Origin of the sequence: Bradyrhizobium manausense (assembly GCF_001440035.1) — a bacterium.
GTDB lineage: Bacteria > Pseudomonadota > Alphaproteobacteria > Rhizobiales > Xanthobacteraceae > Bradyrhizobium > Bradyrhizobium manausense.
In genome coordinates, this window is record NZ_LJYG01000043.1 from 1 (window position 1) to 15,825 (window position 15,825).

The window sequence follows — 15,825 nt, forward strand, 5'->3', positions numbered from 1 at the left end:
CACCCTACGAGACTGTGAATCTTTTGTACCGCGTGTCGGGCGAATGTGATTCTCTAGGCAGACTGATCTGCTGGAGAGGATGATGGCTGACGAGGGACTTTTTGGCGAATTGCCGGATCAGTCGGCGCCACGAACCGAAGCGGTGCCGCGGGGTGCACCTCGGCTGCGCGAGCCCGTGCGCAATCAGGTCGAATTGCGGGCGGTCGATATCGACAGCCTGATCGGGCAGGATCATCTGGCCCGGGTGATCTGGGCTTATGTCGAGGGGCTCGACCTGAGCGAGCTGGAAGATCGGGTTAAGGCACGGGAAAACAGGCCGGGCCATCCGGCGCCATCACCCCGGCTGCTGCTGGCGCTTTGGCTGTACGCCACGAGCGATGGCGTTGGCAGCGCGCGGGCGTTGGATCGGCTCTGCGACAGTCACGACGTCTACCGCTGGCTCTGCGGCGGCGTGTCTTTGAACTATCACACACTGTCGGATTTCCGGGTCGGCTGCGCGGACCTGCTGGACCGTTTGCTGGTCGAACATCTGGTGGCTCTGAATGAGGCAGGGCTGATTGATCTGGAGAAGCTGACCCAGGACGGGGTGCGGATACGGGCGAATGCGGGGGCCGGCTCGTTCCGGCGGGAGGCAACGCTCGGCCGGCAGATGGCCCAAGCGAAGGCTGTGGTGGAAGAGCTCAAGCGCGAGGTCGATGCGGATCCGGAAGCCAGCAGCCGGCGTATCAGGGCGGCCAGAGAGCGCGCGGCACGCGAACGCAGTGAGCGGGTGCAGGCTGCGCAGAGGGCTTTGGACGAGATCAAGCGGAAGCGCAAGCAACTCGACGAAAAAGGCGGCAATGGCAAAAAGCCGAAGGAGCCCCGGGCCTCCACCACCGACCCGCAGGCAAGGGTGATGAAGATGGCAGATGCCGGCTTCCGCCCCGCCTACAATGTGCAGGTGGCCAGCGCGGCCGGCGAACTGATCGTGGTCACGGTCGACATCGACAACAACGGATCAGATCGCGGCTTGATGCGGCCGATGCTGGAGCGAACGCGCACTCGGCTGAAGCGCTTGCCGCGTCGCTACCTCGCCGATGGCGGGTTCTGCAGCGGCGAGGACATCGAATGGGCGCACGGTGAAGGCGTCGAGGTCTACTGTCCTCCGCCCAACTCCAGGAGCGGTGTCGATCCCTTTTTACCTCGGAGCAGCGACGGTCCTGGCGTCGCGGCCTGGCGGGCCCGCATGGCCAGCGAAGCCGGCAAGGCACAGTACAAAGCCCGCACGATCTGCGAATGCATCCATGCCCGGTGGCGGAACTGGGACCTCAGGCAATTGACCGTGCGCGGCATCGAGAAGGTCCGTGCCGTCGTGCTCTGGTACGCCCTCACCAACAACATCCTGCAAGGACACCAACTGGCAAAAGCATAGACAGCACAGCCATCCCCCGGCGGTTCGACATCGACGGCCCCCGACATCAGCGCGGGCGCTACCCACTCTTTAATATCGAATGCGGAAATGACTCACAGGCTCTACGGCACCGGGATGGCCGCCCCATCGCGTAAGCGGGCGGCCGGCCATCAATAGCGGCCGCCGCTGCTCTTTTGCTGCGTGATCCAGTCCGACAATGTTTTCGGTGGTGATTTCGCAGCCCGGCTGGGTGCTTTCGCAGGATCCCGGACGCCGTTGGTCGGACGGGCGCGCGGCGTTTCCGCTTCATGGACGCGCTTGTTGGCGGCCATCGACGCTTCCGCAGCCTCCCGCTCGAGGCGCAGCTGTTTCAATCGCGCCATCTTGAGGCGTTCCGCCTCGACTTCGGGTCGTTCGGACAACAGCTTTCTGTGTTGCGCCAGCTCGGGGGCAACCACGACACCGAGGATGGTGGTCTCGCCGAGGGCCTTGCAGGCCTCTAACCGATGCAATCCCTCGACCAGGACGAGGCGGTCTCCCTCGGTCCGGACGGAGATGGGAGCCTGCTGCCCGATATCCAACATGCTTTCCGCGATCTCCGCGACGACCTCGGGCTTGATGTCCTTCTTCCGCTTCGTCGGAACGAAGATTTTCTCGATCGGGAAGCTTTCCGGCTTGGACATAGCTTCTCCTCCGCGCGTCTGACCGGTTCCGTTGCAAATCCGGTGGGATGGGAGTTGTAGAGGTGAAACGTGCGGTCGCAAAGGCTTTTCGACAGGCGGGGCTGCAGGAATAGCACGCGCGAACTTCGTGCGCATGAAGGTGACAGCGCGTAGGGTGGGTTAGCTGTGCGATTGCGCGAAGCGCAGATCGCGCGGCGTAACCCACCGATCTTGTCTCTGCGGGGAATAAAGAGGTGGGGTACGCCGAGCAGAAGCGCTGCGCGCATCTGCAGGGCTAAGCCACCCTACGCGCTGCGCGCTTCGCTGAAGGATGGCTCGTTGATCTGAATCAAGACGATGGCGCGACAGGACGTGAACCTCGCGGCATCAGTCGAGAGGAGAGATCATGTTTTTGTCAAAAGCGACCTTCGCCGCAATTCCAACCGTGGTCCTGATGGTCGCGCAGGCCGATGCCCAGGTGACGATCGATGTTTCCAAGATCAGCTGCGATCAATATCTCACCCAGCGCATCACCCATACGCGGACCGTGAACGTCTGGCTGGCCGGCTTCTACGCGGGTCGCCAGAACAACCCGGTCGTCGACGTGCAGGCCGTGGAGCGAAACGGCAACAAGCTCGCGCGGTTCTGCGAATCTCATCGCGACATGCCGCTGATGGACGCGGTTGGGGCTGCGAAATAGGAGAGAGTGGCGCCTCGCGCCGACGGGAGCCGCTTCGCTCAACCGCGCCGCAAAAAAGTCGCACCGCAGATGTGAATTACGCCACAGACGGCGGCCGTCCAGTCTGTTTATCTGCCGCCAACAGGCCTCTCATGCGCGCATTTGGCATTGCGCACCTGACGCCATCGCATTTCGAAATTTTGGGGTGATCGCCATGGGCGTTTTTTATCGCACGGCCATGCTTTGCAGCTGGTTCATTGAGTCCACCATGAGCGGGTGTACCGAGAGATTTCGTGTGCGCTGACCAGAGCGCACAGAGAGTTTCCCGAGGGCCCCGCCGGTGACGGACGGGGCTTTTTCATGTTCGCAATTTGCCCATTCCGTCCGGCGGAGCCTTCGCGAGAAGGAGGCAGGGTCATGTGGGATTATTTTGGACCCGATTTCGCTTTCGACGTGGTCAAAGGAGTGGTCGCCGGGATGGCCTCAATAGCCTTTCAGGTCGTGGCGCCGCGAACTTTTCGTGCCGCCAAGCAGTTTCGCGCGCGCTGGGTTACGAGAAGGGCGGCGAGGCGGGCTGCACGACAGGCGCGTCGAGATGTGGTGGCGAATGATGAGGGGTGAGGAGCAGAAAGCCCGGGTGGAGCGTGAGCGACATCCGGGCTGTACGGCGTTCTCGCCGCCGTGCGCAATCACGCGCCCTGCGGGCTCACCAATACGGATCGCCGTAGTCCATATAGGGCGGGGGCATCCAGGGTCCTCGCGGCGGAGGCCTCGGCCGCCGGGGTGGCGCAGCTTGCACGTGCGGACGTGCAGGTGCAGCCGTCTCGTTGTTCATCACGCTCCGCATGGCGGGTTTCATGGGTGCAGATGCGGATGAAGACGTCACTTGCGTTTGCAGCTGCGTTTGTAGCGCCTGGACCTGCGCAGCGAGGCGCGCATTTTCAGCCGCGTCCTTCTCCTGCGCCGCCTTGAGTTGCTGAATGGTGTCGGCCTGCTCGCGCAGCGCCTGCTCGTTGCGGCTCCTCAGTTGCTCGAGCTTTCCATTGATGCTCGCAAGCTCGCCTGTGATGGTCTTGAGCGATTGCGCGAGATCGGACGACGACTGGTCAGGCGCGCTCGTGCCGGTTTTTAAAGCGTCAGGACTTTGAGCTTCAGGTCTTGGAACATCAGGTTTTGGAACATCAGGTTTTGGAGCATCAGGTTTTGGTGCGTCAGGTCTTGAAGCGCTTTCCGTTTCCTTGCCGACCGGCGGCGCGGGGATCGAAGTCGGCTGATCCGCAGCAGTCAGTAGCACGGCCGGCGGCTGCGCCGGACTTTCAACCGCGGCTGCCTGCTGGGGCTGGCTTGTGGCCGGCGGAACCCACCGCGCCATGATCGACTTGCTGATCGATTTGACCTCATCGCGATACTGCGAAGCGAAGGCGGCACCGAGAATGCCGATCGCAAGCACGAGGCCAACCAAAGCACGCAGCATCGGCCGATCTCCCTTCAGGCCTCGCGCGCGAACGTTGCTATCGGTCGCCCCGTACTTGGGAGCCTCGTACTTGCGAGTCTCGTACTTGGGAGTCTCGGCCGCTTTCGCACCGCCACTTGCCGGCGAGGCTCGCGGGGCATCGTGTTCCATTCCCGAAACCAGCCGGTCCAGCCGCGCAAGATCTTCCCCGGCGCTCTTGATCTGATCAAATGCCCGCGCCAGCCCATCGGCCCGCGCCTCGTTCGGCTTGGGGGCGTCAGGCTTTTGGGTCGCAGGTTTTTCGCTGTCAGGCTTTTCGCTGTCAGGCTTGGGGTCGTCAGCTTCAGGCACCGATGCGCGCTCCATCCAGTCGGGTCAATGGGAGTGCGGCAGTCCGATCGCTGCAAGGATAGGCCTCGCCGTCGTCCAACACAACGCGCGGGCAAAGGAGAAATTATGGCGGGGCGGAGGTGGGTCGGGATGGATCGAGGCCCAACGGCGAACTGTAGCGCGTAGGGTGGGTTAGCCGAAGGCGTAACCCACCAACTTTGATCCGCTCGGAAAGTGAAGAGGTGGGTTACGCTGCGCTAACCCACCCGACGGGCTGCGGGCTATCACCGTAACTCGATCTACGGATTGGTCCCTTGCACGGGGACAGGAGGAGTATCAACAAAAATCGGATCCGTCTTTGCCGCGATTACCACCCTCAGTGTACCCTTTGGAACAGGCATGAATTGGCTGCCACCGCTTCCATACATTCCAAAATCAGTGCTTTTCGATAGGGCTTGAAAAAGCGCTTTAAATGCTGATGCCGGTGCATTTTGTTCAAGATTGGTGTGGTCTCCATCGCCGACGACAGTAACGCCGCTTGGCTGCCCTCCGGCGTTCATTGCAGGTGGCTGACCGCGCAGCACCGAGAACAACCGCCCTGAAGCGTCCGGCATTACTTTGTCTACATCTTCCTTCGTCAGTTCTGGGACAGCCTGCGGCCACGATGGGTCCCATCCAGCACTATGCAGTGCAGAGAACAGGCGAGAGGCAAACCAGTAACCGTCTGAAACCTCTGGCACGTACCAGATTACAACGGGCGCCTTCGCTTGACCTTTGAGCGCCTCATTCAATCGTTCAAAGTTGATTTCTCTTGGGCCTGCAAGCTTACGCAATTGGGCGAGTTTGAGTTCTGCCTCTTTTTGGCGGGCGTTTGCTTCGGCAAGTTGTTTGGCAGTTTCCAATTTGTACTGGCCAAGAGTTTCCTCTGCGAGAGCTGCCTCCCGTTTGTGAGAAATGAGTGAACCGGCTGTAGTGATGCCAACGGCGGTAGCCATGATCGCGGCTGCAATAGCCGATATGATCAACCAAAAGTCCCACCAGTCGCCGTTCTTGCCTAGGAACAGTGTAGAGGCGGCCGTATTGGCGTTGCTGATGGTTTCGGTCATGGGCGCAATCGCAAGGGGTGTATACTTGAGAAAAGCTCTCGCTATCAGTTCCGCTTACCGAGTAGGGGTGGGTCCGAAGGCGTAACCCACTACCCTTGCCTCTGCGAAAAACAAAGATGTGGGTTACGCTGTGCTAATCCATCTGCGGGCTGCTCTCCGAATGAGGCTGGCTCACGGTGCCTCGTCCAAGGGTTAGCGCTGTCCTAGATGTTCAGACAGAGTAGTTGAAGTAACTTCCTTCGCCATAATCGTATATCTGAATCGAATTGCCGCTGACGCGACCACTAAAGTGGTGACCGCAATCATAGTCGTAACCGGAGAAGTTGTTACCGTTTACTTTCAGTGAAACGTGTGTGCCGACGCCATAATGATAGAAGCCGGAGGCCGAACCTGTGATGTGAGCTCCCGTCTCATAGTCATAGTTAGGAGACATGCTGGAGTGTCGGCCCCGATCATAGCTGTAGACGCTTGATGGATTTCGGCTGTTGATCCTAGCCGCTGCATTCACCGCAATTGCACGTCGAAGTTCTTCTTTCATAACGTCATCTCGCTTGTGAAAGAAAAGCCCGGGCTCTTGCCCGGGCTTTTGGTTCCTACGAACACCCCGTCGTGCTGCCGCACGTATCGCACTTCATGCAGGTGCCATTCCGCACCAGCGTGAAGTTGCCGCACTCTGAGCACATCTCGCCCTCGTAGCCCTTGGCCTTGGCTTCGGCGCGGCGCTCGGCCTTGGTGGGGGTGGCGGTCGCGGCGCTGCCGGCCTTGCTCCACTGCAGGGCCTCGAGCTTCTCGGTGGGCGAGAGGTCGTGGCTGGCTTCCTGCTTCAGGGCGACGGCGCCTTCGATGGCGTCGCCGACGCGGGAGGCGCCGTGGGCCAGCGCCGTGATCTTGCTGCCGCCTGACGGTGCGCTGTCATTGCCTTGGGCGATGGCGGCGCTGCCGCCGCGCATCACCACCAGGTTGTCGGTCCGCGAGCGGGTGAGGCCGCGCGAGACCAGCTTGGTGGCGTGGTGGCCGCTGTCCTCGTCCGGCTCCTTGCCTTCCTCGACGCCCTTGCCCAGCGCGTCAAAGCCGGTCTCGTTGGGATCGACATGGGCGAGGTCGAAGCGGGAGAGGTAGCTCACCGCCAGCTCGCGGAAGACGTAGTCGAGGATCGAGGTCGCATACTTGATGCTGTCGTTGCCCTGCACGGGGCCCGCCGGCTCGAAGCGGGTGAAGGTGAAGGCGTCGACATATTCATCGAGCGGCACGCCGTATTGCAGACCGAGCGACACGGCGATGGCGAAGTTGTTGATGAAGGAGCGCAGCGCGGCGCCTTCCTTGTGCATGTCGATGAAGATCTCGCCGAGACGGCCATCGTCATATTCGCCGGTGCGCAAGTACACCTTGTGGCCGCCGACGACTGCCTTCTGGGTGTAACCCTTGCGGCGGTCCGGCATCTTCTCGCGCTCGCGCATCACGATGATGCGCTCGACCAGCTTCTCGACGATCTTCTCCGAGACCTGGGCGGCACGCGCCGCCATCGGCTTCTCGTAGAGATGGTCGACCGCATCGTCCTCGTCCTCGTCGTCGCTGATGAGCTGCGAGTTGAGCGGCTGGCTGAGCTTGGAGCCGTCGCGATAGAGCGCGTTGGCCTTCAAGGCGAGCTTCCACGACAGCATGTAGGCGGACTTGCAGTCCTCCACCGTGGCGTCGTTCGGCATGTTGATGGTCTTGGAGATCGCACCCGAGATGAAGGGCTGCGCCGCCGCCATCATGCGGATGTGGCTCTCGACCGACAGATAGCGCTTGCCGATCTTGCCGCAGGGATTGGCGCAGTCGAACACCGGATAGTGCTCGGCCTTGAGGTGCGGAGCACCTTCCACCGTCATCGCGCCGCAGATGTGGACGTTGGCCGCCTCGATCTCGCGCTTGGTGAAGCCGACGGCCTGGAGCAGGTCGAAGCCGGGGGCCGCAATGGCTTCAGCACCGATGCCGAGCTGGTCGCGGATGAAATCCTCGCCAAAGGTCCACTTGTTGAAGGCGAACTTGATGTCGAAGGCGGTCGGCAGCGCCTTCTCGACCTTGGCGATGGCTTCATCGGTGAAGCCTTTGGCCTTCAGGGTCGAGGCGTTGATGCCGGGCGAATTGGAGAGCGAGCCGTGGCCGACGGCGTAGGCTTCGATCTCCGCGATCTCGCTCTCGCGATAGCCGAGCGCGCGCAGCGCCGCGGGCACCGCGCGGTTGATGATCTTGAAGTAGCCGCCGCCGGCGAGCTTCTTGAATTTCACCAGCGCGAAGTCGGGCTCGATGCCTGTCGTGTCGCAATCCATGACCAGGCCGATCGTGCCTGTCGGCGCGATGACGGTGGTCTGGGCGTTGCGATAGCCGTGCTTCTCGCCGAGCTCGAGCGCCGCATCCCAGGCCGCCTTGGCATGGGCGACGATGTCCTGCTGCGGGCACGAGGCGTGGTCGAGCGGCACCGGATTGACGCTGAGCGCCTCGTAGCCGCTGGCCTCACCATGCGCGGCGCGGCGGTGGTTCCTGATAACGCGCAGCATGTGCGCGGCGTTCTTCTTGTAGCCGGGGAAGGTGCCGAGCTCGGCCGCCATCTCGGCCGAGGTCTTGTAGGTGATGCCGGTCATCACAGCAGTCAGCGCGCCGCAGAGCGCACGGCCTTCCTTGCTGTCATAGGACAGGCCCATGGTCATCAAGAGGCCGCCGATATTGGCGTAGCCGAGGCCGAGCGTGCGGAACTCGTAGGAGAGCTCGGCGATCGCCTTCGACGGGAACTGCGCCATCATCACCGAGATTTCGAGCACGATGGTCCAGAGCTGGCAGAGGTGCTCGTAGCCCTTCACGTCGAACTGTTTTGTCTCGGCGTTGTAGAAGGTCAAGAGGTTGGCGGACGCCAGGTTGCACGCCGTGTCGTCCAGGAACATGTATTCCGAGCACGGGTTCGAGGCGCGGATGTCGCCTGAGGCCTTGCAGGTGTGCCAGTCGTTCATGGTGGTGTTGAAGTGCAGGCCCGGGTCGGCCGACGCCCAGGCGGCGTAGCCGATCTTTTCCCAGAGGTCGCGTGCCTTCAGCGTCTTCGTCACCTTCTTCGAGGTGCGGGCATTCAGATTCCAGTCACCGTCGGTTTCCACGGCGCGCAGGAAATCGTCCTTCAGCGAGACCGAGTTGTTGGAGTTCTGGCCCGACACCGTGAGATAGGCTTCGCTGTCCCAGTCGGTGTCGTAGGTGTCGAACTGGATGTCCTTGTAGCCCTGCTTGGCGAACTGGATGACGCGCTTGATGTAATTGTCAGGCACGAGGCTGCGGCGGGCGAGCTTGATCTCGCGGCGCAGCGCAGGGTTCTTCTCGGGGTCGAAGCAATCGTCGCCCGAGCCTTCGCAGTTGACGCAGGCCTTCAGCACCGCCTTGAGGTGCTTCTGGTTGATCTTGGAGCCGGTGACGAGGGCCGCAACCTTCTGCTCCTCCTTCACCTTCCAGTCGATATAGGTCTCGATATCGGGGTGATCGACGTCGACGACGACCATCTTGGCGGCTCTGCGCGTGGTGCCGCCGCTCTTGATGGCGCCGGCGGCGCGGTCACCGATCTTGAGGAAGCTCATCAGGCCGGACGAGCGGCCGCCGCCGGACAGCTTCTCGCCTTCGCCGCGCAGGCGCGAGAAGTTGGAGCCGGTGCCGGAGCCATACTTGAACAGGCGGGCTTCGCGGACCCAGAGGTCCATGATGCCGCCCTCGTTGACGAGGTCGTCACCGACGCCCTGGATGAAGCAGGCGTGCGGCTGCGGATGCTCGTAGGCGGACTTGGACTTGGTCAGCTTAGCCGTGAAGGGGTCGACGTAATAGTGGCCCTGGCCGGGGCCGTCGATGCCATAGGCCCAATGCAGGCCGGTGTTGAACCATTGCGGCGAGTTCGGCGCGACCATCTGCATGGCGAGCATGTAGCGGAGCTCGTCGTAGAAGGCCTGGGCGTCTTCGTCCGACGAGAAATAGCCGCCCTTCCAGCCCCAATAGGTCCAGCAGCCGGCGAGGCGGTCGAACACCTGCTTTGACGAGATCTCGCTGACATAGCGTTCCTTCTCGGGGAGAGCCGCCAGCGCCTCGGTATCGGGCACGGAGCGCCACAGGAAGGACGGGACGGATTCCTCCTCGACCTTCTTCAGGCGGGCGGCAACGCCGGCTTTGCGGAAATATTTCTGGGCGAGCACGTCGGAGGCGACCTGCGACCATGCGGCCGGGACCTCGACGCCGTCCATTTTGAACACGACCGAGCCGTCGGGATTCCTGATCTCCGACGTGGTGAGGCGGAATTCGATTCCCGCATAAGGTGATTGTCCCGAAGTAGTGTGGCGCCGCTCAATCCGCATGGTCTTGCCCCGTCCTTAATCTTGAGCCGGATCCGCCTCTCGTTGAAGGCGTCCGGCTCGACATTTCATTCGCGTTTCCTTCAGGGCCTCATCGGCCCTTGGGCACCGCAGTTCAGCCGGTGGATCCGGCCCAGTTTCTCCCGACGTGACTCCTCGATGCGCGCACCGATCATCCGCCGGCATGCCCAGGCCCATCCGCCCCAAAGGGATGAGCCCGACATGCGTTCAAACGCCCCACAACTTCACTTCGTCTCACTTCACGCATGTGCCAGCTGGCCCGAGCGTGAACTCTGCCATCCGAGCCTGTTGCCGGCCCGTTCTGGCGTCCGAAAAATCCGCCTTCCGAGGGCAGACAAGCCCTCATCCCGCAGCCTTCGTCTGGCTTGGCGGAGTGCAGTTGTGCGGACCCTTTGGGGGAGTGCCGGCGGGACACAAACTCACTCGCGCCGAACGGTCCGAAAGCTAGGACTCTCCAGTGCGCCCGTCAAGAACTAGTGCGAGTTCCTGAATCAAATACTAAATATGGTGGATTGCGGGGGATAACAGGGGGCAGGCCCGTGCCTGTTGTGGAGGCAAGTATCAGTGAGTCCTCAGGGATTCCCAACCGAAAAAATTTGCATCCCGCGCTGATCCGGACCCTTCATCCCGCTGTTCACAGGGCAGGTATATTTTTCGGGACCGGGATTGCGTCAGCGGGACTCACGTAGTGGTACGGAAGCTGAGGGCAGGCATGCCCGCCGCGGTGGTGGTCGCGGCCGCGAATCCGCGCCAAGCTGAGCGCTGATTTGCCGGACTGCCCACATGCTTGATTCGACTCGGCCGGTGCCGCGACCGCGCATCGCCCCGGCCGGCCTGATGTTCCTCGCCATCACCTCGATCGGCTGGGGATTCAATTGGCCTGTTACCAAATTCCTGATCGGCGAGCTGCCGCCGCTCACCTTGCGCGGCGTCACCGGCGTGCTCGGCGCCGCGCTGCTGGCGCTGCTCGCGCTGGTGCGTGGTGACAGCCTGAAGGTCGCGCCAGCGATCTGGCCGCGGCTGCTGACGGCCGCGCTCCTCAACGTCACCGGCTGGATGGTGCTGATGGGGCTGGCGCTGCTCTGGCTGCCGGCCAGTGAGGCGGCGCTGATCGCCTACACCATGCCGGTCTGGGCCTCGCTGATCGCCTGGCCCGCGCTCGGCGAGCGGCCGACATTGCTGCGAACGCTGGGGCTGGTGATGGCCTTTGCCGGCCTTGCCTCGATCATGGGCGGCAACGGCATTGCCGCCAGCACCGAGAAGCTGCCCGGCATCATCATGGCGCTGTCAGGCGCGCTCGGCTTTGCAATCGGCACGGTGTTCTCGAAGAAATACCCGATCCACCTGCCGCCGATCACGGCTGCGGCCTGGCAGATCGGCATCGGCTGCCTGCCGATCTCGATCATCGGCTTACTCGTCGAGACCTCGCATCTGGACAAGGTGACGCCGGTTGGCTGGTGGCTGCTGGTCTATTCGACCGTGGTGCAGTTCTGCATCGCCTATGTCAGCTGGTTCGCAGCGCTGGCGCGCCTGCCGGCCTCGGTGGCGGCGATCGGGACGATGGCGGTGCCTGTCATCGGCGTGGTGGCCTCCGCGATCGCGCTGCACGAGCCGCTCGGGTCAGGGCAGATCGCCGGGCTGATCTTCACGCTCGCCGCGGTGCTGCTGGCGACGCGCTAGGCTTTTTGTTCGAGCATGATCTTGCCGGAAAACCGCTGCCCACTTTTCCGGATCATGCTCCCAGAGCCTTCCGGATCATCTCCGCGAGCTGGTTGCGGCGATAGGGCTTGGTCAGCAGCATGACGCCGTCATCCAACTTGCCGTGATGGACGATGGCGTTGTCGGTGTAGCCGGAGGTGTAGAGCACCTTCACATCAGGCCGACGTCTGGCCACTTCGTCGGCAAGCTCGCGGCCGCTCATGCCGCCGGGGATGACGACGTCGGTAAAGAGCAGGTCGAAGGCCTGGCCGGCGTCGATCAGCTCCAGCGCCGCCTTGGCGTCGGCGGCGGCGACGGTGTTGTAGCCGAGGCTCTGGAGCTGGGCGGTGACGAAGGTGCGCACCAGATTGTCGTCCTCGACGACAAAGATGGTCTCGGCGCCGCCTTCAGCCTGCGGCACGCTCACGCCGGCCGCTTCTGCGATGCCCTGGCCAGGCGGCAGATAGAGCTTGATCGTGGTGCCGTGGCCTTCCTCGCTGTAGATCTTGATGTGGCCGCCGGACTGCTTGACGAAACCGTAGACCATGGAGAGGCCGAGGCCCGAGCCCTTGCCGATCTCCTTGGTGGTGAAGAACGGCTCGAACGCGTTGTCCTGCACGCTCTGAGGCATGCCGGTGCCGGTGTCGCTGACGGCGAGCATGACGTAGGGGCCGGGCGTGACGTCCGCATTGGCCTGCGCATAGGCCTCGTCCAGCACGACGTGATGGGTCTCGAGCAGCAGCTTGCCGCCGTTCGGCATGGCGTCGCGGGCGTTGATCGCCATGTTGAGCACGGCATTGGTGAGGCGGGACGGATCGATGTGCGAGGTCATCGGTCCCTTTTCGAGCACGGTCTCGATCTGGATCTGCTCGCCGAGGGTCGGGCGCAGCAATTTTGCGATGTCGGCGATGGCGGCGTTGATCTCGACATCGCGCGGCTGCAGCGGCTGCTTGCGCGCGAAGGCCAGCAAATGCTGGATCAGGTCGGCGCAGCGCGCGGCGGCATCGTCGATCAGGCGCGCGGTGCGCTGCAGCTCGGGCTGATCCTTCAGCCCTGTCACCAGCGTCTCGGTATTGCCCGAGATCACGGTCAGCATGTTGTTGAAGTCGTGCGCGACGCCGCCGGTCAGCTTGCCGATCGAATCGAGCTTCTGCGACTGATACAGCTGCCGCTCGGTTTCGCGCGAGGCGGTCGCATCGTGATAGACCAGCACCGCGCCGGAGACGTTGCCTTGGCCGTCGCGCATCGGCCGGCCGCTGATCATCAGGTGGCGCGTGCCGTTGCCGCTGTGCGGGCGGACGATCATCTCGAGATCTTCGAACTCCTCGCCGCGCAGCACCCGCACCGATGGCAGCTCGTCGGACTTGAGTGGCGTGACGCCGTCGCCGTGGAACACGTCGGACAGCGCGCGCAGATTGCCGAGGTTCGTGCCGGCCCGATGCAGCAGCATGCGCTCGGCCGCCGGATTGGACAGCAGCACGGTGCTTTCCTTGTCGATCACCAGCACCGCCTCCGCCATGCTGCGGAACGTGCTCTGCAGCACGTTGACCGACAGACGCAATTCGTCGTGAGCGATGACGAGGTGCTCGGTGCGTTCGGCAACGGCGGCCTCGAGCGCCTCCTTGGCCGCTTGCGTCTGATCGAGCGAGCTTTGAAGTTGTACGGTGGCGCGCTGGCTTTCGCGCATCACCATCACGAGCAGCAACAGGATCACCAGGGCGCCGGCGACGTCGATGCCGAGCAGCACGGTGCCGGTGCGGCGCGAAGCCTGCGATCGCTCGTTGAGCAACCGTTCTTCCCCTGAACTCAGGCGGTCGAGATTGCCCGTCACCATGTCCATCAGGCTGCGGCCTTCGCCCTTGCTCTGGAGCGCGGCGATGCCGTCGCTGTCATTGGCGGTGCGCAGGCGCATGGCCTCCGCGGCGATGTCGAGCCGGCGCAGCGCTAGCGGCTCGGTGCTCTCGAGCAGCGCGAGCTGATCCGGATTGTCGCGCATGTTGCGCTTGAGGTCGGCAAGGGCAGGCGCGATCCGGGCACGCACCGTCTGGAATTCGTCGTTGAAGCTTGAACTCCGGTAGATCTCGTAGCCGCGCGCGGCGCTTTCGGCACGGCGGAGCAGGATACGCAGATCCGAGACCTTCTTCAGCACCTCGACGGTGCGGTTGACCTGGGCGGCGTCCGACCGCGACTTGACATCGAGACCGATCGAGGCGGCGGTGATGAGCAGGAGAACGGCAAGTCCAGCACCGAGAATGACGCGCTGCGAGGGGATCAAGGGGCCTCTTTCTGGTCCTTTGGCGGCGCGCTCTCGCCGAGGCATTCCCGGATCGTGGCCAGCAGCGCTTCGGGCGTGAAGGGCTTGCGTAGGCAGCGCGTCGCCCCGAGCTCCAGCGCCATGCGCAGGAAGTCCGGGGAGGGCGAGGCGGATGAGGCGAAGGCGTAGCCCGACATGGCGATCAACGGAATCGCCGGCGCGCGTTCGTGGAAGATACGGATCGATTCAAAGCCGCGCATATGCGGCATGAAGATATCAACCAGCATCACGTCAAAAGTCTGCGCTTCCAGCGCAGCAAGGCCCGTTTCGCCGCCGTCAGTCAACGTGACGTCGAAGCCCTGGCGCAGGAGGAGGACCTCGATGGTCGCGCCGACCATCGGATCGTCATCGACCACGAGAATACGCGGCATGACCTTTCCCAGTAGATCGAAGTCCCCACAGCGACTGCTGATATAGGCGAATCGTACGTCGGGTCAATTTTGGATTGGACCGAAAGATATGCACGGAGCCATGCATAGCGGCCTGCGAGTTCCCGATGCCGGCGTGGGTGCCCCAAGTGAATTTCATCGAGTTACAACGACAGGTTGAGGCGATGGCCCAATTGGCGAAGGCTCGTCAAGCAAAGGGCGGCGCCCGTCATCGGCGCCGCCCTTGAACGATGATCGTCACGCCGTATTACGGGCAGGGATGACGCAAGCCGTCATAGCCGAGATAGGTGCCGGAGGCCGGGTCGTAGGACCGGTAGCGCTGGGCGCAATAGGCCGACGAATCGCCACCTGTGTCGGGCACCACGGCGACGGTCGCGCTGTCGTCATAATAGCCGTCGTCGTAGTAGCCATCGCCGTAATACGGGCCGCCATAATAGGCGTATGAGCCGAGTCCGCCGATCGCTGCGCCCGCCGCGAAACCCGGCCAGAAGCCGCCACCATGATGGCGATGCCAGCCGCCGTGCCAATTACCGCCGTTCCATTGGCCGCCGCCGCCATTCCATTGGCCTCCGGCTGCTGCGAAGTTGCGGCCCGTAAAGCCGGTCGCTCCTCCGGACGGCCGTACGGCTGCGCTGGCAGCGAAATTGCCACCGGCGGGGCGGGCGGCGCCAAAGCTGCCGCCGCCGAAGTGAGCACCGCCACCACTGAAGTGAGCACCACCTCCGCTGAAGTGAGCACCGCCACCGCCGCCGAAATGGCCGCCGTGGCCCTGGGCGAAGCTCGGCGTCGCCATTGGCAGAACGAGTGCCAGCGTTGCGGCCGCACCCAAAACTCTCAGACTGTTCATGTTCAAACTCCTTTTCCCGAAAAACAAATCCGTTGAGGGGGCACCAGTTCCTGGGATCACGCCGGTTTGCGCATGGACCGCAGATTCCCACCGGGCTGCTGTACCCAACGTGAACGGATGGCGTCCGAGGCGCGGCGTTCTCTTTGTGGTCGTTCTGGCGGCCCCGTCACCGCATTTGGGCCGGGCATGGCCGCGCCCGCGGAACTGGACATTTGGCCGTCCGGATGGCATCAGGACCCCACGAAGCAGGGCCCTTGCCGCATGAAACAATTCTTCCTGAAGCTCTTCACCTGGTGGAACGGCCAGACCTTTGGCACCCAACTCTGGACCTCCAGGTTCGGGGAGCTGGTTGGCCAGGACGAGCAGGGCAACCGCTACTACCGCACCGCCGGCGGCAAGATCGACCCAACGCTCGGCTTCGAGCGGCGCTGGGTGATCTACAACGGCTATGCCGAGGCCAGCCGCATTCCGCCGGAATGGCACGGCTGGATCCATCACGTCGTCGACACCCCGCCGACGGAGATCAATTACCAGCCGCGCGAGTGGGAAAAGCCGCACCAGCCGAATCTGACCGGCACGCC

12 protein-coding genes are annotated in these 15,825 nt (G+C 63.1%); 4 read left to right on the forward strand and 8 right to left on the reverse strand.

Features of this window, described 5'->3' with window-relative positions:
- The first annotated feature begins 79 nt into the window (after positions 1-79).
- Entirely contained in the window at positions 80-1,411 is a 1,332-nt protein-coding gene (locus AOQ71_RS09215; RefSeq protein ID WP_057742559.1) for an IS1182 family transposase, read from the forward strand.
- 149 nt (positions 1,412-1,560) lie between these two features.
- Here AOQ71_RS09215 and AOQ71_RS09220 read toward each other — a convergent pair whose 3' ends face one another.
- Positions 1,561-2,073 carry a ParB N-terminal domain-containing protein gene (locus tag AOQ71_RS09220; RefSeq protein ID WP_057744823.1) on the reverse strand — a complete coding sequence of 171 codons (513 nt, stop codon included), beginning with the start codon at positions 2,071-2,073 and terminating at the stop codon, positions 1,561-1,563.
- 385 nt (positions 2,074-2,458) lie between these two features.
- On the opposite strand from AOQ71_RS09220, the gene AOQ71_RS09225 reads away from it, so the two are divergent.
- Entirely contained in the window at positions 2,459-2,752 is a 294-nt protein-coding gene (locus AOQ71_RS09225) for an HdeA/HdeB family chaperone (RefSeq protein WP_083514079.1), read from the forward strand.
- Between the two features lie 685 nt (positions 2,753-3,437).
- Here the strand turns inward: AOQ71_RS09225 and AOQ71_RS09230 are convergent.
- The 4 genes from AOQ71_RS09230 to AOQ71_RS09245 form a co-directional block, all read right to left on the reverse strand.
- Positions 3,438-4,535 (reverse strand): hypothetical protein, encoded by a 1,098-nt coding sequence (locus AOQ71_RS09230; RefSeq protein ID WP_347336691.1) that lies wholly within the window; start codon positions 4,533-4,535, stop codon positions 3,438-3,440.
- A 278-nt stretch (positions 4,536-4,813) separates the two neighbouring features.
- On the reverse strand, positions 4,814-5,620 hold the full coding sequence (locus AOQ71_RS44940) for a DUF4200 domain-containing protein (protein ID WP_157083445.1): 807 nt from the start codon (positions 5,618-5,620) through the stop codon (positions 4,814-4,816).
- Positions 5,621-5,831: 211 nt separating this feature from the next.
- Entirely contained in the window at positions 5,832-6,158 is a 327-nt protein-coding gene (locus AOQ71_RS42945; protein ID WP_083514080.1) for a hypothetical protein, read from the reverse strand.
- 55 nt (positions 6,159-6,213) lie between these two features.
- Positions 6,214-9,978 carry a vitamin B12-dependent ribonucleotide reductase gene (locus AOQ71_RS09245; protein ID WP_057744836.1) on the reverse strand — a complete coding sequence of 1,255 codons (3,765 nt, stop codon included), beginning with the start codon at positions 9,976-9,978 and terminating at the stop codon, positions 6,214-6,216.
- An 801-nt stretch (positions 9,979-10,779) separates the two neighbouring features.
- On the opposite strand from AOQ71_RS09245, the gene AOQ71_RS09250 reads away from it, so the two are divergent.
- The gene (locus AOQ71_RS09250; protein ID WP_057744839.1) at positions 10,780-11,676 is read left to right on the forward strand and encodes a DMT family transporter; all 897 of its coding nucleotides are present in this window, start codon (positions 10,780-10,782) and stop codon (positions 11,674-11,676) included.
- Positions 11,677-11,728: 52 nt separating this feature from the next.
- Here the strand turns inward: AOQ71_RS09250 and AOQ71_RS09255 are convergent, their stop codons facing one another.
- The 3 genes from AOQ71_RS09255 to AOQ71_RS09265 form a co-directional block, all read right to left on the reverse strand.
- Positions 11,729-13,969: a CHASE3 domain-containing protein gene (locus tag AOQ71_RS09255; protein ID WP_057744842.1), complete on the reverse strand. Its 2,241-nt coding sequence runs from the start codon at positions 13,967-13,969 to the stop codon at positions 11,729-11,731.
- Positions 13,966-14,379: a response regulator gene (locus tag AOQ71_RS09260; RefSeq protein ID WP_057744844.1), complete on the reverse strand. Its 414-nt coding sequence runs from the start codon at positions 14,377-14,379 to the stop codon at positions 13,966-13,968. Before AOQ71_RS09260 ends, AOQ71_RS09255 begins: the two co-directional genes overlap by 4 nt.
- Positions 14,380-14,644: 265 nt before the next feature.
- On the reverse strand, positions 14,645-15,244 hold the full coding sequence (locus tag AOQ71_RS09265; protein WP_057744847.1) for a BA14K family protein: 600 nt from the start codon (positions 15,242-15,244) through the stop codon (positions 14,645-14,647).
- Positions 15,245-15,505: 261 nt separating this feature from the next.
- Here AOQ71_RS09265 and AOQ71_RS09270 point away from each other — a divergent pair.
- Positions 15,506-15,825: NADH:ubiquinone oxidoreductase subunit NDUFA12 (locus tag AOQ71_RS09270; RefSeq protein ID WP_245316819.1), on the forward strand; the 320-nt coding region annotated here is incomplete at its 3' end.